This is a genomic window from Nocardia terrae (assembly GCF_009760405.1).
GTDB classification, from domain to species: Bacteria; Actinomycetota; Actinomycetes; order Mycobacteriales; family Mycobacteriaceae; genus Nocardia; species Nocardia terrae.
Genome location: NZ_WRPP01000002.1, coordinates 96,506 through 116,878 on the forward strand (window position 1 = coordinate 96,506; position 20,373 = coordinate 116,878).

Annotated in this window: 17 protein-coding genes and 1 pseudogene; 9 read left to right on the plus strand and 9 right to left on the minus strand. The window is 68.3% G+C overall.

Going from position 1 to position 20,373, the window contains the following annotated elements; translation table 11 throughout:
- Window positions 1-88 precede the first annotated feature (88 nt).
- Window positions 89-1,504 carry an FAD-binding oxidoreductase gene (locus tag GPX89_RS10205; RefSeq protein ID WP_235947037.1) on the minus strand — a complete coding sequence of 472 codons (1,416 nt, stop codon included), beginning with the start codon at window positions 1,502-1,504 and terminating at the stop codon, window positions 89-91.
- Window positions 1,505-1,609: 105 nt separating this feature from the next.
- On the opposite strand from GPX89_RS10205, the gene GPX89_RS10210 reads away from it, so the two are divergent.
- Window positions 1,610-2,212 (plus strand): TetR/AcrR family transcriptional regulator, encoded by a 603-nt coding sequence (locus GPX89_RS10210; RefSeq protein WP_157387289.1) that lies wholly within the window; start codon window positions 1,610-1,612, stop codon window positions 2,210-2,212.
- A 12-nt stretch (window positions 2,213-2,224) separates the two neighbouring features.
- Here GPX89_RS10210 and ptsP read toward each other — a convergent pair whose 3' ends face one another.
- From ptsP to GPX89_RS10230, 4 genes are read right to left on the minus strand one after another with little or no spacing between them, the layout of a single operon-like run.
- Window positions 2,225-4,666 (minus strand): phosphoenolpyruvate--protein phosphotransferase, encoded by a 2,442-nt coding sequence (gene ptsP / locus GPX89_RS10215; RefSeq protein ID WP_157387290.1) that lies wholly within the window; start codon window positions 4,664-4,666, stop codon window positions 2,225-2,227.
- A complete protein-coding gene (dhaL, locus tag GPX89_RS10220) occupies window positions 4,663-5,277 on the minus strand; it encodes a dihydroxyacetone kinase subunit DhaL (RefSeq protein WP_157387291.1) in 615 nt (204 codons plus the stop codon). The genes ptsP and dhaL overlap by 4 nt, the downstream gene beginning before the upstream one ends.
- A gap of 2 nt (window positions 5,278-5,279) precedes the next feature.
- Window positions 5,280-6,281 carry a dihydroxyacetone kinase subunit DhaK gene (gene dhaK / locus GPX89_RS10225; protein WP_157387292.1) on the minus strand — a complete coding sequence of 334 codons (1,002 nt, stop codon included), beginning with the start codon at window positions 6,279-6,281 and terminating at the stop codon, window positions 5,280-5,282.
- 13 nt (window positions 6,282-6,294) lie between these two features.
- The gene (locus GPX89_RS10230; protein ID WP_157387293.1) at window positions 6,295-7,041 is read right to left on the minus strand and encodes an MIP/aquaporin family protein; all 747 of its coding nucleotides are present in this window, start codon (window positions 7,039-7,041) and stop codon (window positions 6,295-6,297) included.
- Window positions 7,042-7,158: 117 nt separating this feature from the next.
- Here GPX89_RS10230 and GPX89_RS10235 point away from each other — a divergent pair, with 117 nt between their 5' ends.
- From GPX89_RS10235 to GPX89_RS10250, 4 genes are all read left to right on the plus strand, one after another.
- A complete protein-coding gene (locus tag GPX89_RS10235; protein ID WP_328601676.1) occupies window positions 7,159-7,905 on the plus strand; it encodes an IclR family transcriptional regulator in 747 nt (248 codons plus the stop codon).
- 460 nt (window positions 7,906-8,365) lie between these two features.
- Window positions 8,366-9,313, plus strand: coding sequence for an AraC family transcriptional regulator (locus GPX89_RS10240; RefSeq protein ID WP_198347358.1), 948 nt, complete (start codon window positions 8,366-8,368; stop codon window positions 9,311-9,313).
- Window positions 9,314-9,356: 43 nt separating this feature from the next.
- Window positions 9,357-10,001, plus strand: coding sequence for a TetR/AcrR family transcriptional regulator (locus tag GPX89_RS10245; protein ID WP_157387295.1), 645 nt, complete (start codon window positions 9,357-9,359; stop codon window positions 9,999-10,001).
- The gene (locus GPX89_RS10250; protein ID WP_157387296.1) at window positions 9,982-11,568 is read left to right on the plus strand and encodes an MDR family MFS transporter; all 1,587 of its coding nucleotides are present in this window, start codon (window positions 9,982-9,984) and stop codon (window positions 11,566-11,568) included. The genes GPX89_RS10245 and GPX89_RS10250 overlap by 20 nt, the downstream gene beginning before the upstream one ends.
- Before the next feature lie 34 nt (window positions 11,569-11,602).
- On the opposite strand, the gene GPX89_RS10255 is transcribed toward GPX89_RS10250, so the two are convergent.
- Window positions 11,603-14,047 (minus strand): phosphoketolase family protein, encoded by a 2,445-nt coding sequence (locus GPX89_RS10255; protein WP_328601677.1) that lies wholly within the window; start codon window positions 14,045-14,047, stop codon window positions 11,603-11,605.
- A gap of 245 nt (window positions 14,048-14,292) precedes the next feature.
- Between GPX89_RS10255 and GPX89_RS10260 the strand changes: the two genes are divergently transcribed.
- Window positions 14,293-15,501, plus strand: a complete 1,209-nt coding sequence (locus tag GPX89_RS10260) for a NupC/NupG family nucleoside CNT transporter (protein ID WP_328601678.1) — start codon at window positions 14,293-14,295, stop codon at window positions 15,499-15,501.
- Window positions 15,502-15,591: 90 nt separating this feature from the next.
- Here the strand turns inward: GPX89_RS10260 and GPX89_RS44455 are convergent.
- Both GPX89_RS44455 and GPX89_RS43785 read right to left on the minus strand, forming a co-directional pair.
- Window positions 15,592-16,560, minus strand: a pseudogene (locus tag GPX89_RS44455) (acyltransferase family protein); the annotation flags it as partial.
- Window positions 16,561-16,755: 195 nt separating this feature from the next.
- A complete protein-coding gene (locus GPX89_RS43785) occupies window positions 16,756-16,914 on the minus strand; it encodes a hypothetical protein (RefSeq protein ID WP_198347359.1) in 159 nt (52 codons plus the stop codon).
- Between the two features lie 18 nt (window positions 16,915-16,932).
- Between GPX89_RS43785 and GPX89_RS10270 the strand changes: the two genes are divergently transcribed.
- Entirely contained in the window at window positions 16,933-17,586 is a 654-nt protein-coding gene (locus GPX89_RS10270; RefSeq protein ID WP_328601679.1) for a hypothetical protein, read from the plus strand.
- 323 nt (window positions 17,587-17,909) lie between these two features.
- Window positions 17,910-18,467 carry an STM3941 family protein gene (locus GPX89_RS10275; protein WP_328601853.1) on the plus strand — a complete coding sequence of 186 codons (558 nt, stop codon included), beginning with the start codon at window positions 17,910-17,912 and terminating at the stop codon, window positions 18,465-18,467.
- Between the two features lie 9 nt (window positions 18,468-18,476).
- On the opposite strand, the gene GPX89_RS10280 is transcribed toward GPX89_RS10275, so the two are convergent.
- Window positions 18,477-19,088, minus strand: a complete 612-nt coding sequence (locus GPX89_RS10280) for a TetR/AcrR family transcriptional regulator (RefSeq protein ID WP_157387299.1) — start codon at window positions 19,086-19,088, stop codon at window positions 18,477-18,479.
- A gap of 140 nt (window positions 19,089-19,228) precedes the next feature.
- Between GPX89_RS10280 and GPX89_RS10285 the strand changes: the two genes are divergently transcribed.
- Window positions 19,229-20,365: an FAD-dependent oxidoreductase gene (locus GPX89_RS10285; RefSeq protein ID WP_157387300.1), complete on the plus strand. Its 1,137-nt coding sequence runs from the start codon at window positions 19,229-19,231 to the stop codon at window positions 20,363-20,365.
- The last annotated feature ends 8 nt before the right edge of the window (window positions 20,366-20,373 follow it).

Sequence of the window (20,373 nt, forward strand, 5' to 3'; positions counted from 1 at the left end):
CCCCGACAGGGCCGAACGTCCACCGATGACAGGCCCAACCTCCCGCGTCTTCGCGCAGCAGACCGGCGGATAGCCCTGGCACGGGCACTCAGGCCAGAACGGGGTAGTTGGCGCGGATGACCGTGTGAGGGTCGCGATTGCGTTTGATCGCGCGCAGGCGGGTCAACGCGGCGGGGGTGAAAGCGCGGGCCGCGGTGTCGCCCGGGGTGAGGAACGTGAACGGCGAGCGGTCGGCCAGGACCGGGCGTAGGGCGTCGCGATACTGCTGTCGCCGGGTCTCGATCGCTGCTCTGGATTCCGGTGTGGTGACCAGCCCGACTTCGACGAGGCAGTAGGGCGCGGTCAGCTGGCCGGCCGCGCTGTCGGACGGGCGGGTGAACGCGCCGCCGAGGTGGCGGATCTCCATCGCGAGCAGCGGCGTAATCGGTTGCAGCAGTGCTTCGGCGGCGTGGTCGTCGATGCCGGTCAGCAGCTCCGAAGCGAAGATTTCCGGGCTGGGATCGGTTGGCTCGGTGGCGATTTCGCCGAGGTCGGCGATCGCCCTCATGCGGCGGGTGTCTTGGAGCCTGCCCGGGATGGAGTCGAACCGGGACAGCAAAGCCCGCCCGCGCGCTTCCTCGCCCAGATAGGCGATGAGAACGCTGGTGAGCGCATCGGGTGATCCCGGGGGCTGGAACTGTTGGAGCCACACCGTCAATTCGTCGGGTGCGTCCGCGGTGACATCACGGAAGGCTGTCATCACCGCGGGTGCGGCGGTTCCCGGCCATATCATCTGCCCGCCGAAAACCGCTGGGGCCGGGTGTAGATCGATCTCGACCGCCGTGACGAGCGCGAAGTCGCCGCCGCCGCCGCGTAGCGCCCAGAACAGGTCCGGGTCGGAGGCGGCGGTGATCCGGCCGGGTTGGCCGTCGGCGTCGACGATGTCGAAGGCGGTGACGCTGTCGGCGGCCCACCCGTGTTTTCGCCCGAACCAGCTCAGTCCGCCGCCGAGACAGAATCCGGTCACGTTGACCACTGCCGAACTGCCTGCCAGGCCGGTCAATCCATGCGGTCCAGCCTCAGCGAGTACTCGACCCCACTGCACGCCCGCGCCGACCCGCGCGGTGCGCGCGACGGGGTCGAGCCGAACCGCGTCGAGTTTGCTTGTGCGGACCAGGATTACGCCTTCGAGATCGTCACTTGCGCCGTGACCGGAGGGCTGGACCGACAGTGTCAGTCCCTCGCGGCGGGCGTATCGCACCAGCGCGGCGGCATCGTCGGCGTCGGCGAGCTCCACCACCGCCCGCACCTGCTGCGTGACCGCGGTACTCCACGCCCGGCTCGCCGTCTCGAACCCCGGGTCTCCAGGCAGCGCCACCTGCCCCCGCATGATCGCGCGCAGATTATCGCTGACCGCTGTCGAGGCACGTGTCGTGACGAGATCGCCTACCGCCCAAGCGGTTGCGCCGACGACGCCCACGCCTGCCGCGCCGATAAATGCTCGGCGACTGATTCCCCCGCTCAACCCCCACCTCCATGAACTACACACTATGTGTAGAAATTAAACTACACACAGTGTGCACATCCTGCATGTGTTCACACCACATCGCACGAACATTCGGAGACGGACGTGACCGACCCGCAGAACGCCAGGGGCCGCCGCACGGTCGGCGCCCTGCTGGCGGCGACCCGCGAGATCATCGAGAACGACGGCATGTCCGCATTGACCATGGCGGCCGTCGCCGAGCGCGCGGGCGTCACCCGCCGAGCCGTCTACCTGCATTTCGCAACCCGCACCGACCTCGTCACGGCCCTCTACCGCAGCCTCGGCGAGACCGAGGACCTCGCGGAATCGCTTCAGGCCGTGTGGGATACCCCGGACGCCGTGTCGGGTCTGCGGGAATGGGTCGCCCACCTGGTGCGATCACACCTGCGAATCCTGGCGGTGCTGCGCGCTTTCGAGCAGGCCCAGCACACCGACCCGGATGCGGCGGCGTTGTGGCGGACCACCCAGGGGAATTGGCTGAAGGGCAGCCGCCGCGTCGTCGAACGGCTGGCGCGAGACGGGATGCTCGCCCCGCACCTTTCCGTCGACACCGCGACCGACCTGCTCTGGGCGCTCATGTCGCTCGACCTCCTCGACCGCCTCGCTCACCAACGACGCTGGTCGAACAAACGACTCACCGAACAGCTCACCGCCACATACATGGCGACCTTCGTCGCACCGTCGTGACAAAGGAGACGCTCACCGCACGTCCGCCATCGCGGCGTGGTGCTGGGTCAGTGCGCGAACCTCTTCGGCCGATGCGCAGTGCAGGGCTTGCGCTGCGGTGCAGGCGGAGGCGGATGAGTCGTATTCGCGGACTGCGGCTTTCACCAAGGGGATGGCCGGGGGTGCGACGCTGAGTTCGTCGACGCCGAGGCCGAGGAGGAGTGGGATTGCGGTGGGGTCGGCGGCGGCTTCGCCGCATACGGCGACTCGGGCGTCGCCGGCGTTGCGGCAGACCATGTCGATGAGGTGTAGGACGCCGGGGTCCAGGGCGTCGGCGAGGGGGGCGACCGCGTCGTTGCCGCGTTCGGCGGCCAGGGCGTACTGGACGAGGTCGTTGGTGCCGATGCTGAAGAAGTCGACGTGGGGGGCGAAGGCGGCGGTTTTGGCGGCGGCGGCGGGGACCTCGACCATGATGCCGACTTCCGGTGTGGCGCCGGGTGTTGCGACCTCGTCGAGTATGCGGCGGGCGGCCGAGAGTTCGTCGAGGCGGGTGATCATCGGGAACATCACGCTGACCGGATGGTCGGCGGCGACACGGCAGATGGCGGTCAGTTGGTCGCGCAGGAGTTGGGGGCGGGCGAGGGCGAGGCGGATACCGCGAACTCCCAGGAACGGATTGGCCTCCGGTGGTTGCGTGACGTAGGGGAGGGGCTTGTCGCCGCCCACATCGAGGGTGCGCAGCACGACGCGGCGGCCGTCGAACGCTTCGGCGATGGCCCGATAGGTGTGCTCCTGTTCGTCGATGGTGGGCGCGTGATCGCGGCCCAGGAAAAGGAATTCGGTGCGTACCAGCCCGGCCATGTCCGCGCCGTGGCGTACCGCGATCGCGGCATCGTCCAGGTCGCCGATATTGGCGGCGAGGTGGACGAGTTTGCCGTCGAGGGTGCGGGCCGGTTGCGCGGCGGCGGACAGTGCGGCTGCCCGCCGCCGGGACTGCTGCCGAGCCGAGTGGTCGAATTCGGCTCGGGTGTCGGGGTCCGGGTCCACCACCAGGCGACCCGTCGCACCGTCGAGGGCGACGATCGTGCCCTCGGGCACCGCGAGAATTCCCGGTCCGGCGCTCACCACGGCCGGGATACCCCGCGACCGGGTCAGGATCATGGCGTGCGACGTCGAACTGCCCTGTGCGAGAACGACTCCGAGCACGACCGCCGGATCCAGGGCGGCGGCCTGGGCGGGAGTCAGGTCGGACGCGACCAGGATGCCGGTGACGCCCGCGAGGTCGACGCCGACGCCGAGCAGGCCCGCGAGCACCTGGTCCCGCACGGCGCGCAGATCGGCCGCGCGGGCTCGCTGATACTCGTCGGCGAGACCGTCGAGTTCGGCTGCCGCGCAATCCATGACCCGCGCCCACGCGGTCGCGGCCGGTAAGCCGTCGGTGATGTGCCGGCGCACATCGGCCAACAGCTCCTCGTCCTCGAGCAGCAGCAGGTGTGCGTCGAATATCCCGGCCTCGGCGCCCGCGCCGGCCCGCGCCCGTTCGATCGCGGTGCGCGCCGTGCCCAGTGCGCCGTCGAGGCGGATCGACTCCTCGTCCGGTGTGCCGCCGGGGGCGTCCGGCAGCGTGAATTCGACAGGGCCGCTCCGGTGTATCGGGCCGAGCGCGATGCCGGGGGAGGCCGCTCGCGGACCGCCGTTTTGCTCCCCGGCGGGTGCGGCCGGGGCGGCACTCGGCGTCGTTGCGGTTTCGTCGAAGTGGCGTCCGGCGAGCGCCCGAATCCGCTCCACTACCTCTCCAGCGGCGGAACCGGTTGCGGTGACCTCGATTTCGTGGCCGCGCAGCGCGCCCAATGCGGCGACCCGGCTCAGACTGCTCCCCGAGGCGGGACCTCTGCCGGTGGTCAGATTCCGCAACCACACCCGGGCATCGTGGCCGCGCAGTTCGGCGACGAGCCGCGCCGCGGGCCGAGCATGCAGGCCATGCTCGTTGTGAATCACGAAAGTGGCCACGGCATCCGGGCTGCCGGTGTGTGGATCATCGGGTACCGATGGGCTTTCCACGGCGGCGATGGCGGGTTCACCCAGCTGGGTCCGCTTTCCGGCCAGCGAGTTCTCCGCCTCCGCGGCGGCGGTGTCCAGATCGGCGCCTCCGGCCGCGGCGACCGTCGCGGCGATCAAACCCTCGAGCAGCGGCGCCGAGCACAACCGCGTGCGATGCTCACCCTCGAGCAGATCCAGCGCCAGTTCCGCCGACAGCACCGCACTGCCGAGGTCCATCAACATCAGCACGCCCGCACCGCGATCGGCCGCCGCGATCGCCGCCGCGACGGCACTGGCGTCGGTGCCGAAGGTCTGCTCGTCGAGCCCGGCCGCGATCTCGATCGGAACAGCGGTGTCGTGCAGCATCTCCGAGGCCAGCGCGACGGCGGCCCGCGCGAGCGGACGACTGTGGGAGATCACGACGATGCCGATCATCGCACCGCCTCCCGGGCCGCCCGCACCAACAGCACGGCACTGGTGGCGCCGGGATCGCGATGGCCGATACTGCGTGGACCCAGATAGGACGCGCGACCCTTGCGGGCGAGCATGTCGACCGTGGCGTCGCTCCCGGCCTGCGCGGCGGCGACGGCGCGGTCGAGCGCCCGGCCCAATGCGGTTCCCGCGGTAGCGCATTCGTCGAGCGCCGCGGCGGCCGGCGCCAGCGCGTCGTACATCGTCTTGTCTCCGGCCTCGGCCTTGCCGCGCGCGACGACCCCGTCCAGGCCCGCGCGGAAAGCCGTGGCGAAACCGGCCGTGTCGAGGTCGTCCTTCTCGACCGCGGCCGAAAAGCGCAGGAAGAACGTGCCGTACAGCGGCCCGCTCGCGCCGCCGACGCTGCGGATCAGCACCATCGCCGCCTGCTTCGTGGTCTCCGCGACGGTGGCGGGCGGGGTTTCGGTGAGCGCGGTCAGCACCGCGGCGGTACCGCGCCGCATATTGCTGCCGTGGTCGGCGTCGCCGATGGCGGCGTCGAGCTCGGTGAGTTCGTCGGCATTGGCCTCGATGAGCGTGGCGAATCCGTTGAGCCACAACTGGGAATCGAACATCGTCACACTCCCCACCGCAGCGCGGGCGTGCGCACCGGCGCGTCCCACAGCCGCAGCAATTCGTCGTCCACCTTGGTCAGGGTCACCGAGCAGCCCGCCATGTCCAGCGAGGTGACGTACGGGCCGACGAGACTGCGCGCGACCTCCACGCCCTGGCCGCGCAGGATCCGCGCGACCTCGTTGTACATCACGTACAGCTCCAGCAGCGGTGTGCCGCCCATCCCGTTGACGAAGCAGATCACCTTGTCGCCCTTGGTGAACGGGAGATCGACGAGGATCGGCTCCACCAGCATCGCGGCGATCTCGCGGGCCGGAGCCAGCGGAACCCGGGATCGGCCCGGTTCACCGTGGATGCCGATCCCGATCTCCACCTCGCCCTCGCCCAGCTCGAAGGTCGGCTTGCCGACCGCCGGGACGGTGCACGAGGTCAGCGCCATGCCCATGCTGCGCGAGTTCGCATTGGCCGTGCGGGCGATATCGGCGACCGTGGTGAGCGGGCGGCCCTGTTCGGCGGCCGCTCCCGCGAGCTTCTCCAGGATCAAGGTGCCGCCGACTCCCCTCCGGCCGGCGGTGTAGAGGCTGTCCTGGACCGCGACGTCGTCGTCGACGATCACCGCGACCACCTCGGTCCCGGTCTCGGCGGCCGCCAGCTCGGCGGCCATCTCGAAGTTCATGACATCGCCGGTGTAGTTCTTCACAATGTGGATCACCCCGGCGCCGGAGTCGACGGCCGTCGTGGCGGCCAGGATCTGGTCCGGCACCGGCGAGGTGAAAACCTCACCGGCACAGGCGGCGTCGAGCATGCCGAGCCCGACGAACCCGCCGTGCAGCGGCTCGTGCCCGGAGCCGCCGCCCGAGACCAGCCCGACCTTGCCCGGAGTGGGCGCGTCCTGGCGCAGGATGACCCGGTTCGGCAGGTCCACCCGCAGTTCGGGATGGGCGGCGGCCATTCCGGCGAGCGCATCGGTGACGATGTCGGCCGGATCGTTGATCAGTTTCTTCATGGGACTTCCTTGCTCACGCGGCCGCTTCGACCGGATCACGGTCGGCGGCTTCGGTTTCGGACGGAATCAGCAGCCTGGCCACCACCGCGGCGGCCACGCCCGCGAGGAACTCGGCCGCGAGATAGACCGGGGCCTGCCCCCAGGACACCTGCTCGCCGTAGAACTGCTGCACGATCATCGGGCCCAGGGTCCGTGCCGGATTGATCGACGCTCCGGTGGCCGGGGCGACCGGGATGATGGCGGCGAACACCACCAGGCCGATGGCCACCCCCGCGAATCCCGCTGGGGCGGCCCGATGTACGGCCAGCAGCACGGTCAGCACCAGGATGAACGTGCCGACGAATTCGGCGATGAACGCCTGGCCCGATCCCACGCCGTGGCCGTACGCGGCGACGCCCAGCCCGACCTGCGAGGCCCGGCGGCCCAGCACACCGACGATCGCGAACGCGCCGATCACCGCGCCCAGGAGCTGGGCGGCCAGATAGGCGGGAACCGAACGCCACGGGAACTGCCGGGTGACCGCGAGTGCCAGCGTGACAGCGGGATTGATGTGGTTCCCTGACACATGCCCGAAGGCGTACACGGTCGCGACGACGACCGTGGCGAACGCCAGCGAGATCATGCCCAGATCGGCCATGGTGAACGGCGCGCTGCCGTTGACGATGAGCGTGGCGGGCACCGACCCGACACCGATGAAGACGAGGAACGCAGTGCCGAGCACCTCAGCCGCCAGTTTTTGCGGCGTGCGCAGTCCGTTCATGGGGAACTCCCGAGACAATTTCGAAGCTCATTCGATAATGTCGAATGTGATGCGTAGAGTACGACGAAGTTGCGTGGGTCACAAGACCCGGCTTCGGGTATCGAGGGAGGTGTCGGCGTGATCCAGTCCGTCGATCGGGCGGTCCGTATCCTGTTCGCGCTGCAGGGAGCTCGTCGCATGACCCTGTCGGAGCTGGCCGCCGAACTCGAACTCGCGCCGACCACCGTGCACGGCATCGTGCGCACCCTGGCCGCCCATGGCGTGGTGGTGCAGGAGCGCGACGGCGGCCGATACCGCCTCGGCCCGGCCGTCCTGCGATTCGGCAACGTCTACCTCGACTCGCTGGACCTCCGCGCCCGCTCACTGGCCTGGGCGCACGAACTCGCCCGCCAGTCCGGCCTCGCCGTGCGCGTCGGCGTCCTCCTGGGCGGCGAGGTCGTGGTCATCCATCACGAGCCGCGCCCCGACGGTAGTCGCCAGATGCCCGAGATCGGCGCCGAAATCCCCGCCCACGCAAGCGCTCTGGGAAAAGCCATGCTCGCCTTCGGCGGCCTGCCGGAGACCCTCGAACTGCGCAGCATGACCGGAGCGACACTGACCTCGCGCGACGCACTCGACGAGCAACTCGCGGCCACGAGGGACTCGGGCATCGCCTACGAATGCGACGAAGCGGTCCTGGGCGAATCCGGTGTCGCAGGCGCCATCTTCGACCGCACCGGCATCGCCGGCGCGGTAGCCGTCGTCCTCCCCACCCTGGACTGGCCCGCCTCGGACGCGGTGGTCGACATGGTCCGCACCACCGCCCGCACCATCTCCCGTGAACTCGGAGCCACCCAGTGGCCCGGGGCCGCCGCCTCGACCTGACGAGCGCGGCCACCTCCGCGAACGGCCGAGATCAGCATGATCCTGCGGAAATGCGGTGGAGGGGAGGGGGATCCGTCGACGGGCGGGGCAGGATTGGCTGTTGGGTACCGCGCCCGCCGACGGGGACTGCTGGGTACAGCGTCCGGTCCCGATTGCAGGTTGGGACCGGGGTGGCCGCCAAGGGCGGGACGGCCAACGAGGATCAGGGTATGGTGCGCGGTGCTCGGTTTCCGGCGTTGTGCGCGGCCATGGTTGTGCGGAATTCGGCCAGGTGCGCGGTTCTCGTGCGCGACGCACGGATCGACACGCCAGCATTCCGGAATTGTTAGCTAATAACTTGCCTAATTGGGTCAGCGCCGAGTGGTGATGCGAGATCATTCCCGGCATGCTCGACGACTCCTGGTGTGTCCGTTCGGTACACAGTGCCGCAGTGCTTGTCGACTTCGCTGTTAGCCGTTCGATGGCCAGAGCCGCGGCGCTCACGGGAACGGGGCTCGGTGAGGCGGAGCTGCGGGACCCGGAGCTCGAGATCGATATCGGCCAGGAGTTCCGGATCATCGAGAATATCCTCACCACCACCGGCGACGAGCCGGGAATGGGTCTGCTGGCGGGTTTTTCGCTGCATCTGCCGATGCTGGGCAGTCTGGGTATCGCGCTGGGGGCCTGCGCCACCGTGCGCGAGATGGTCGAGCTGTGGGCTCGCTACGCCGAATTGTCCTTCGCCTACTGCCGATTCGGCCTCGCCGACGCGGGCGAGCGGGTATCGGTGACCCTCGACCCCGCCGCCGTCCCGCCGCACCTGCGGCGCTTCGCTATCGAACACGATCTCGCGGCCGTGCGCACCATCCAGCGTGAACTGCTGAGCTGGGACGTTCTGGTGCACGGACTCGAACTGAGTCTGCCCTACGCGCCGGTCTACGAGGCGGTCGGTCTGCTGCTCGGCATCGCCGCCATCGACTTCGACCGGCCGGTCAGTACCCTGCACCTCGATGCCGCCGACCTGCGACGACCTATGCCGCAGGCGAATTCGACCCTCTGTAGGCAGTACGAGCGGCACTGTGCCGAACTCGTCGCCCGCCGCCGTGGCCGCGCGGGCCTGGCCGGGCAGGTCCGCGCCCTGCTCCGGCGTCACGGTCGCGCCGTCGACCAGGCGGCCATCGCCGCCGATCTGCACATGAGCGTCCGCACCCTGCGCCGCCGCCTCGCCGAGCAGGGCACCAGCTTCCGCGAACTGTCCTCCGAGGCGACGGGTCTGCTGGCCGAGGAGCTGCTGGCCACCGGCTTCACCGTCGACACGGTGGCCGCCCGCCTCGGCTACACCAGCGTCTCCGCGTTCACGACCGCGTTCCGCGACTGGAAGGGCCAGACTCCCGGCCGATATTCGCAGCACCAACGCCGCCGGCTCTGAATTGCAGTTTCTGAAAAATTGCAGAATCTGCTAAATTTTCGGCATGGCCTCGGAGCAGGGTGAGCCGTCGATCGGCTGGCGGGAACAGAAGAAGCTGCGGACGCTGCTGGAGCTGTGCACGGCCGCGCGCCGGCTGGCCGTCGAGCGCGGGCTCGATGCCATGAACGTCGACGATGTGGCGAAGGCGGCGGGGGTTTCGTCCCGGACGTTCTTCAACTACTACGAGACCAAGCTGGACGCCGTCATCGGCCCGGTGGGGGAGATCGGCACGCCCGCCTCGCGCGCGGTGTTCATCGCGGGCGGGCCGACCGGAGTGCTCATCGACGACCTCACCGTGCTCTACGCCTCCGCCTACGAGCCCGAAGACGAAGCCCGCGAGAACATTTCACTCGTCACCCAGCTCATCAAGAGCGAGCCGCGGATCCTGGGCGGCTTCATCGCCGCCGGTGTGCGCCACGAGGCGGCGCTCGCCGAACTGCTCGACGCCCGCGGCGGCGAGCCCACCCCACCCGAATTCGCCTCGCTCACAGCGGGACTCATGTCGGCCCTGACCACCCGGGCCGCCATGTCGCTGGCCACCGACCCGGACCGGTCGCTGGCCGCGGCGCTGCACGACCAATCCGTCATGGCCGCTCGGCTGTTCCACCGACCCGACCCAAGGAGAAGTGATGACCGCGACGACGATTGACCCGTCGCCCACCCCGATCGTCCTCACCCAGAAGAGAATCTGGCTGATCTTCTCCGCGCTCATCGCGGGCATGTTCCTGGCCAGCCTCGACCAAACCATCGTGGGCACCGCCATGCCGACCATCGTGGGCGACCTCGGCGGCATCTCGAACATGGCCTGGACCGCGACCTCCTACCTGCTGGCCACCACCATCGTCATGCCGATCTACGGCAAGTTCGGCGATTTGTTCGGCCGCCGTTGGCTTTTCCTGTTCGCCATCGCGGTGTTCACCGCGGCGTCGGTCGGCGCGGCCCTGTCGACCGGGTTCTGGGAGTTCGTGGCCTTCCGCGGGCTCCAGGGCGTCGGTGGCGGCGGCCTGATGATCCTGGCGCAGGCCATCATCGCCGATGTGGTGCCCGCGAAGGATCGCGGCAAGTACATGGCGCCCATGGGCGCGATCTTCGGCATCACCTCGGTGGCGGGCCCGCTGCTGGGCGGTTTCTTCGCCGACTCGCTGAGCTGGCGCTGGTGCTTCTGGCTGAACGTGCCGTTCGGGCTGGCGGCCCTGGTGATCGCCTACAAATCCCTGGCGATTCCCAGCCACCGGCCCAAGGCCAAGCCGGACTACCTCGGCGTGCTGCTGATGTCGTCGGCGACGACGCTGCTGATCCTCGTCACCGACTGGGGCGGCAAGCAGTACGCGTGGGGCTCGGCGGTGATCGTGTCCATGATCGTGGCGCTGGTGCTGGTGGTCGCGGCGTTCGTCGTCGTCGAGGCCCGGGCCGAGGAGCCGATGCTGCCGCTGTGGCTGTTCCGCAACCGCACCTTCGTGCTCACCTCGGCGATCGGCCTGGTGGTCGGGCTGGTCATGTTCGCGGCGCTGGGCTTCCTGCCCACCTATCTGCAGATGGCGACCGGCGCGACGGCCGCGGTGTCGGGACTGCTGTTGATCCCCATGATGATCGGCATGATGGCGACCCTGATCACCTCGATGAACGCCATCAACAAGACCGGCCGCTACCGGGTCTACCCGCCGCTGGGCGCGCTCGTCATGGTCGCGAGCATGTTGTGGCTGACCCGTCTGGACGCCCACACCTCGATGTGGGTGATCGGCGGCATGCTGTTCGCGGTCGGCGCGGGCCTCGGACTCATCATGCAGATCATCGTGCTGGTCGTGCAGAACGCGGTGAGCCCCGACCAGATCGGCACCGCCACCAGCGCCAACAACTACTTCCGCGAGATGGGCGGCGCGATCGGCGTCTCGATCTTCGGTTCGATCTTCACCCACCGCCTCACCGACGGCCTGACCGACGCCTTCCGCGCGCACCCGCAGGAGGCGATGGCCGCCCACCTCGACCCCGGCAGCCTGGTCCCGACCGTGGTCAAGCATCTGCCCACCGGCCTGCACGACGCCATCGTCGGCGCCTACGTCCACGCCCTGGTCCCCGGCTTCTGGTACCTGATCCCCGGCGCGCTGGTGGCTTTCCTGCTGGCACTGTTCATTCCGCACCTGAAGCTGTCGGATCAGGCGGGCATGGTCGCCCGCGGCGAGGCCGTGCTCGAGGAGGACCCCAGCCCCGCACGGTAAGGGGACGGCCGCGACCCGCCCCGGCGGGGAGCGGCTAGGTCCACTTCCAGTCGGCGACGACGGGGATGTCCTCGCCTTGTTCGCGGGTCCAGGCGCGGGCTTGCCAGCGGGCGTCGACCATTTCCTGGCGCAGGGTGGCGGCCTTCTCGCGGAGGGCGGGGACGCGGTCGATGACATCCATGACCAGGTGGTAGCGGTCGAGGTGATTGAGCATGACCATGTCGAAAGGTGTTGTGGTGGTGCCGCGTTCGATATAGCCGCGCACATGCAGGCCGCTGTGGTTGGTGCGGCGGTAGGTGAGGCGGTGGATGAGCCACGGGTAGCCGTGGAAGGCGAGGATGATCGGGCGGTCGGTGGTGAACAGGGAGTCGAACTCGCGGTCGGACAGACCGTGCGGATGCTCCTCCTCGGGCAGCAGCCGCATGAGGTCGACGATGTTGATCACCCGCACCCGCAGTTCGGGGAGCCGGGCACGCAGGATCGACGCCGCCGCAAGGGTTTCCAGCGTGGGCACGTCGCCGGCGCAGGCCAGTACCACGTCCGGCGCCGAGCCCTCCCCGTCATTGTTGCCCGCCCAGTCCCAGATGCCGATGCCCCGCGCGCAGTGCACGGCCGCCTCGCTCACCGACAGCCAGCTCTCCTGCGGCTGCTTGCCCGCCACCACCACGTTCACGTACTGGCGGGAGCGCAGGCAGTGGTCGTAGGTGGACAGCAGGGTGTTGGCGTCCGGCGGCAGGTACACCCGCACGATCTCGGGCTTCTTGTTGAGCACCACGTCCAGGAATCCCGGGTCCTGATGGGTGAAGCCATTGTGGTCCTGCCGCCAGACATGCGAGGACAGCAGGTAGTTCAGGCTCGCGATGGGCCGCCGCCAGGCCACCGCGGAGGCGGCGTCGAGCCATTTGGCGTGCTGGTTGAACATGGCGTCGACAATGTGGATGAACGCCTCGTAGCAGGTGAAGACGCCGTGGCGGCCGGTGAGCAGATAGCCCTCCAGCAGGCCCTGGCACATGTGTTCGGACAGCACCTCGATGACCCGGCCGGTGCGGTCGAGTTTCACGTCGTACTCGCCGATCTCGGCCTGCCAGTCGCGGCCGGTGACCTCGAGAATGTCCTGTAATCGGTTGCTGGCCAGCTCATCCGGCGCGAAGGTGAGGAAGTTGTCGGGGTTGGCCCGCGTCACCTCGCGCAGCCAGCCGCCCAGCACCCGGGTGGCCTCGTGCTTCACACAGCCGGGCGTGGACACCTCGACACCGAACCGCCGCCAGTCGGGCAGGCGCAGATCCCGCAGCAGCACACCGCCATTGGTGATCGGGTTGGCGCTCATGCGGCGCTCGCCGGTGGGGGACAGGGCCAGCAGTTCGGGGACCGGATGGCCTTCGTCATCGAAAAGCTCGTGTGGCCGATACGATTTCAGCCACTGTTCGAGCACCGCGCGGTGCGCGGCGTCGGTGCGGGCGGCGGGCAGCGGCACCTGGTGGGCGCGGAAGGTGCCCTCCACCGGGTCGCCGTCGACGATCGGCGGGCAGGTCCAGCCCTTGGGGGTGCGCAGCACGATCATCGGCCAGACGGCGCGCTCCTCCGGGCCGCCGCCGCGAGCATTGCGCTGAATGGCGGCGATGCGATCCAGGCAGGTGTCCATGGCCACGGCCATGGCCTGGTGCACGACACCGGGATCGTCGCCGGTGACCATGAGGGGCTCGTAGCCGTATCCCCGGAACAGCGACTCCAGCTCGGCCTCCGGGATCCGCGCCAGGATCGTCGGGTTGGCGATCTTGTACTCGTTGAGCGCCAGGATCGGCACCACCGCGCCGTCGCGACCCGGGTTGAGGAACTTGTTGGCGTGCCAGCTGCCCGCCAGCGGGCCGGTCTCCGCCTCGCCGTCACCGACCACGCAGAACACCGTCAGATCCGGATTGTCCAGGGCCGCGCCGAACGCGTGCAGCAGGGAGTAGCCCAGTTCGCCGCCCTCGTGGAAGGAGCCCGGGGTCTCGGGCGCGCAATGGCTGGGCACGCCGCCGGGATAGGAGAACTGGGCGAACAGCGCCCGCATGCCGTCGGCGTCGCGCGGAATGTGGCTGTAGAGCTCCGAATAGGTGCCCTCGAGCCAGCCGCAGGCATTCGGGCCGGGGCCGCCGTGCCCGGGCCCGGCGACGAAGACGGCGTTCAGATCCCGCTGCCGGATGGCCCGGTTCGCATGCACCCACACCAGGTTCAGCCCCGGAACGGTGCCGAAGTGCCCGAGCAGGCGCGGCTTGATGTGCTCGGCCCGCAGCGGCACCTGCACCAGGGGATTGTTCAGCAGATAGATCTGCCCGACCGCCAGGTAGTTCGCGGCCCGCCACCAGGCGTCGAGCCCGGCCAGCTCGTCGGCCGACAACGGGCCGGGAGCCGGGGTCAGCCGGTACGGGGTGGGCGCGACGGTTTCGCCGCCGTCACCGGTCTCGTTGTCCGCCGAGGTATCGCTCGCTGTACTCACGGTGCATCCCTTCGCGCTGGCGTTCCGGTTGCCGATTCGTCATTGAGCCCATGGTCAGCATACGGGCGATGAGAAACGCGAAGGTGAACCGAGTGAATCTGATGCGTCCCTCATCCGGATATGCTCGCGGACGACCGCTGTTCGCAGTGCGGCAACTTCTCGGCACGTGTTGTTCGTGGATCTGATGTGCGTTCGCTCGCAAATTCCCTGTCACCCACTCCATCCGAGACTTTCCGGAGGCGTTCGTGCACTATGCGGTCGGCATTGCCGGGTTGGCGGTCTTCCTCTTGTCGGCGTGGCTGCCCAGCACCGATCGCGGTGCCGCGCTACAAAAGTCCGGACGGATCGTCGTCTTGCTGGGCCTTCAATTCCTGCTCGGAACAGTGCTGTTGAAGACGAGCGCCGGCACGGCGCTGGTGCGGGGTATTCGGGACGGGTTCGATCATATTCTCGGCTATGCCGCGCAGGGCACGGCCTTCGTCTTCGGTGATCTGGTGAAGGTGGGCGAGAGTCCCGCATTGTTCTTCTCGGTGATGATGCCCATCGTCTTCGTTTCCGTGCTGATCGGCATCCTGCAGCACCTCAGGGTGCTGCCGTTGGTCATCAAGGCGGTCGGCGCGGTGCTGTCGAAAGTCAGCGGGTACGGCAGGGTCGAGTCGTTCAATGCCGTCGCCGCGGTCATCCTCGGGCAGTCCGAGGTCTTCATCTCCCTGCGCGCCATCCTGGATCGTATTCCGCCGCAACGGATGTACACGCTCGCGGCGTCGGCGATGTCGACGGTGTCGGCATCCATCCTCGGCGCCTACATGCAGTTGATCGACGCCCGCTACGTCATCGCGGGCATCGTGTTGAACCTGGTCGGCGTCTTCGTGGTGACCTCGCTCATCAACCCGTATTCGGTGACGCCGGAGGAGGATCGGGCACTGCTCGACGCCGATATCGCCGACAGCCGCAAGCACGAGTCGTTCTTCGAGATGCTCGCCGACTACATTCTGGTCGGATTCCGGGTCGCGATCACGGTGGCCGCGATGCTCATCGGTTTCATCGCGCTGCTGGCCATGGTGAACGGCGTGTTCGCCGCGCTGTTCCACGGCACCACTTTTCAGGACGTGATCGGGCGCCTGTTCGCGCCGCTGGCCTGGCTGACGGGGGTGCCCTGGGACGAATGCGCGGCGGCGGGCCGGTTCATGGGCACCAAACTCGTGTCCAACGAGATCGTCGCCATGCAGCAGTTGCGCGGTGACCCGGACGGCCTGTCGCAGCGGTCACTGGCGATCGTGTCGACCTACCTCGTTTCCTTCGCCAACCTCGCCAGCATCGCGATCATCTCCGGCGCGTTGCGCGGACTGAGCGAGAAGCAGGGGCTGCTCGCGGCCAGGTACGGCACCCGGCTGCTGTACGCCGCCACCCTGGTCAGCCTGCTGTCCGCGACGATCGTCGGACTTCTCTTCTGACACCTGCCGTTTGGGGCGGCGCCACTTCTCACCGAGCACGAAGGTGTGGACCAGGGCGATGTTGCCGAACAGCAGCTGGAAGGCGATGGGTGCGGCGACGCCCATCGCCAGGCCCAGGACGAACAGCTCCCAGTTGTGATGGATGCCCATGTGCTCGAGCACGATGCGGGTGCCGGCGGTGGCGAGGTCGTGCAGCAGGTAGATGCCGAACGAGAAGCCGCCGACCCAGGCCAGCGCCTTGGTGTTCAGGTAGTTGCGGGCGGAGTAGATGAGGATCAACGCCGTGGTGCCGACGGTCAGGGTGATGCCTCGGTCCTCGAATCCGTCCGGGCGGAAGATGTGGTCGATCGACATCAGTCGCACGGTGTAGAACCCGATGAACGCCGTAACGGCAACCAGCGCAGGCGTTCCCCGCAAATCGAACAGCGCGTGGCGGCGCAGCCCGTAGCCGATGAGGAAGAACGGGAGCAACCGGACCGCGCCGCTGACGGTGAAGACGTCGAACCGCGCCGGGATCTCCACGACGATGTAGCCCGCGGCGGCGATCGCGGTCGCGACGCCCCAGCCCGCGAGTGAGTCGAGAATGCCGATGCTGTCGAGGATTCCGATGGTGAGGAAGATGACGAAGATCGACTGGAGGAACCACAGATGTTCGAACCCGAACACGTAGATGCGCCAGACGGGCAGATTGTGCGGATTGTAGTTCGCGCCCGGAATATTGCACGCCAGCACATATTGAAAGGTGCCGACAGTAACGAGCGGGAACAGTAATCGGCGTGACTTACCCTTCAAGAGTCGAGGGTACTGCTGCCATTTCGTGATCGGCACCATCGCGTAGACATATCCGGACAGCAGCGTGAACAGCGGCATGCGAATATCGGCCAACGCCAAATAGGAATAGTGCCAAACCGAATGGTCTCCGACGCGTAGACCTTGATTGCCGACGCCGATGACGTGTCCGGCCACCATAAGGATCACGGCGATCCCGCGGAGCGCCTGAATTGACGTGTCCTGCTTGCGGGTCGGTGAGCGACCCGCTTCCGCCACGATGTGAGACATCAGGCTCCGATCGGGTAACGCCTCAACCAATAGAGCAAGCGACTGCGAGCAATCACTTTAGGCCGCGGTGGTAAGCCTTACGCTGTAATTGGTGAACCCTGCGTTACATTCACAGCCGATGCCCATGTGAGACCGTCACGGCGAAGATCGAAATCCCTGTGCGGCAACGGATCCGGTCGGTGGCGCATTACCGGGTCAGGGCTTGGGCGCGGATTCGTCGAGGCGGGCGTGCAGGCGGTCCCTGACCTGGTCTGGGGTGTAGGCCCGGCGCTTGCGTTCCGATCGCACGATGACGACACCGGTCGCCGCGACACCCGCCGCTCCGGCCAAGCCGAGTACTTTCCACCAGCGCATACGCCTAGGCTAGTCGCCGTGCCACGCGAAGTTGTCTCGAGTATCGGTCTTGACGAAGCGGTGGAGCTCACCCGGACCGGTGATCTCTGGCTGTTCCGTGGACATTCCGGCGCCGACCGCGCGATCCGGGGGCTGACCAACAGCCCGGTCAACCACGTCGGCATGGCCATCGTCGTCGACGATCTCCCGGCCTTGATCTGGCACGCCGAACTGGGCAAGGCCCTGCCCGACATCTGGTCGGGCACCCATCACCGCGGCGCCCAGCTGCACGATCTGCGCGCGGCCGTGCTGCGCTGGTCCGACGTCTACGGTCAGCAAGCCTGGCTGCGGCAACTGGACCGGCCGGTCACCCGCGAGATGGAGGACGCCGCCCTGCGCATGGTGGCGCGCCTGGACGGCATGCCGTTCCCTTCCACCAGCGCCCTGGCGGGTCGCTGGCTGCGCGGCCGCGTCCCGCTGCCGGCCGGACCGCGCACCCGCGCAGCCGACCCCAACCTGGAGAACGCGTACTGCGCGGAGATCGTCGCCATGACCTACCAGGCCATGGGCCTGCTGCCACACAAACGCCCGAACCGCTACGACCCCGGCAGCTTCTGGAGCGGCGACAAGCTGCACCTGGAAGGCGACCACCGCCTCGGCGGGGAGATCGCGGTCGACATCCCCGCCCATTAACACCTCGAAGATCCGGCCGCGCAAGCGCTTTCGAGCCCGTGACCGCAGCACTCGTTCGAATCGGCGGAGGCGTACCAGCCGGGAGTGCCCATCGGGTTCGCTGGCGCTGCAGCATTGTCGCCACCTGAGGTCGTCGGAGTCTCCGCCGTCGTGCACCGACGCCACATCCGGATGGTCGAGCCGGTTTCGCGGGCTTCCAACCCGGGGCGACCCGCACGTCAGCGTGTCGGCGCGGGACCGGACCGGGGAAGGAGAAGCGGTGTCGGCGGGCAGGGGCGAAATCGGCGGCGGCGGTAGGCCATACTTACGCGGTGCGGGAGAGAGTGTTGGTCAGGTGGAGTGCGCTGACCGGAGGCGGGAAGCAGGGCGGGGAATCGGGTGGGGAAACCGTTTACACGACATCCAGGCCGCGTGCGTTGCTGACCGCGGCGGCGTCGGGCTTGTTCGTCTTGATCGGGCTGCGGATGGCGCTGACGGGTGAGGCGAGCGCGATCTTCGTCGGCGCGCTGGCGGTGTTCTTCTTCGCGGCGGTAGGCGTGATCATGGTGAAGCAGCTGTTCCGGCGCACGCCGGAGTTGATCATCACCGATTCGGGTTTCACGCACCGCCGGCTGGGCGCGATCGACTGGAGCGAGGTCGAGGGCGTGGGCATCGCGCATATCGGCGGGCACCCGTTCGTCGACGTGCTGCTGCGGGATCCGGCCGCCTATCTGGCTCGCGCCTCGCGGCGGACCCGCCTGCTGGGGCGCACGAATCACGGCTTCGGGTACAGCCCGGCGGTGTTCTCGACGCAGACGCTGCCGGTCTCGGCGAACGAGGTGCTCGCCGCGATGCGCCGTCATTCCCCGACGCTCGAGCTGCGATCCGGCTCGACCGGGTAGCCGCGCGGTTCAGAGCCCGAGGTGTCGGGCGACGATCGCCAGCTGGTCGGCGAAGCGCTCGAGGAATTCGGGGGAGCGGGGGTCGGCGCCGCAGGTGGATTCGATGATGTGGGGCAGCGTGGTCGGCGCCATGGCCATGGCCATCAGCATGACCAGCAGGTAGGACGGATCCACCTCGGCCGGTAGCGCGCCGGATTTCTGCAGGGTTCGCAGTTCTTCGATCGTTTCGGCGAACTGGTTTGCGGGGGCAGGGGTTTCGGCGCCGGTGTATTCGAGGCCGCCCCAGGCGAGCAGCCGCACCCCGTCGGGGTTGTGCAGCGCTTCCAGCGCGTAGCGCCGCAATTGTTCATGCATGGGAGTGCCCGCGGGCGCGAGGTCGCCGCGGCGCTGCTGCCATTGTTCCGAGATGGCCTGGTAGAGGCCCTCTTTGCCGTCGAAGTAGTACGAGATCAGCTGGACGTTGACCCCGGCGCGGGCCGCGATCGCGCTGATCCGGGCGCCGGCGTAGCCGTGTGCGCCGAACTCCTTCATGGCCGCGTCCAGGATCAGCGCGCGCGTGCGTTCGGGGTCGCGCCGGCGCTCCTGCGGCTTGGGTGACCTGCGGGGGTTCTGGGCGGGCATGGGGCGATCATACAATCGCCTGGCAGTTTCAAATGTTTACTTGATAAGTTCAATCGGATGATTGACAAGGGTCGCGGGTGCGGCACATCATGGGGATACGTAGCTGCGAGTACTTGATCGAAATCGTCTAGGAGATCGAAATGTCCGACAGCACAAGGGTTCTCATTGCCGGAGGCGGCGTCGGCGGGCTGGCGCTCGCGCAGGCGCTGCATCGCGCGGGGGTGGAGGTCGCGGTCTACGAGCAGGACCCCACGCCGCGCACCCGCAACCAGGGCTACCGCATCCATATCGACCCGAACGGCAATGTCGCACTGGGTGAATGCGTCGGCCCGCAGGTGTTCGAGGTGCTGCGCCGCACCAGCAGCATCAGCGGGGATCGGGTGACCACGGTCGATACCGGGCTGCGGCGGGTGTCGGTGCAGGAATTCCCCGGCATACCGGACGAGATGATCACCGCCGTGGACCGGAACGCCTTCCGGCAGGGGCTGCTCACCGGCTTGGACGAGGTCGTACGGTTCGGGCAGACGGTGAGCGGGTATCGGATCACCGACTCGGGCCGGGTTCGAGTCGAGTTCGCCGAGGGCGGCGGCGACGAAGGCGATCTGCTGGTCGGTGCCGACGGTGTCGGATCGATCATTCGCCGTCGACTGCTGCCCGATGCGGTGGTGAACGACTTCGGGCTGCGCTGCATCTACGGGCGGATGACCCTCACCCGCGCCCTGGAACCCGAGGACTTCGAGCGCGGCCTGTGCTGGGTGGCCGGGGGCAGCAGCTGCGGGGCCGCGTTCGGTCCGGTCCGCTTCCGCACCCCGGTGGAGGGGCGGCCCGACTACCTGATGGTCACCCTCGTCGCCACCCCGCAACGCCTCGGGGTCCCTGACGACGTGTTGTTCCGCATGTCCTCGGAGGAGCTGTGGAAGTTGTCCTCCGACATTGTCTCCAACTGGCACAGCGGGATTCGCGATATCTACGCGAATTCCGATATCGACGCGTTCTTCCCGATCACGTTCCGGATCAGCGAACCGGTGCCGGCGTGGGAGGCGGGCCCGGTGACGCTGCTCGGCGACGCGATTCACGCGATGCCGCCCACCGCCGGTGCGGGCGCGAACACCGCGCTGGCCGACGCTGCCACCCTCGCCCGTGAAATCATCTCCGCCACAGCGGGATTGCAATCACTGACCGCGGCGGTAGGCGCCTACCAAGCGGTCATGCTCCCGCGCGGTGAGCAGGCCGTCGACAACTCGCGTCGCATGGCCGCCCAGATGCTCGCCGACTGATCGGAACG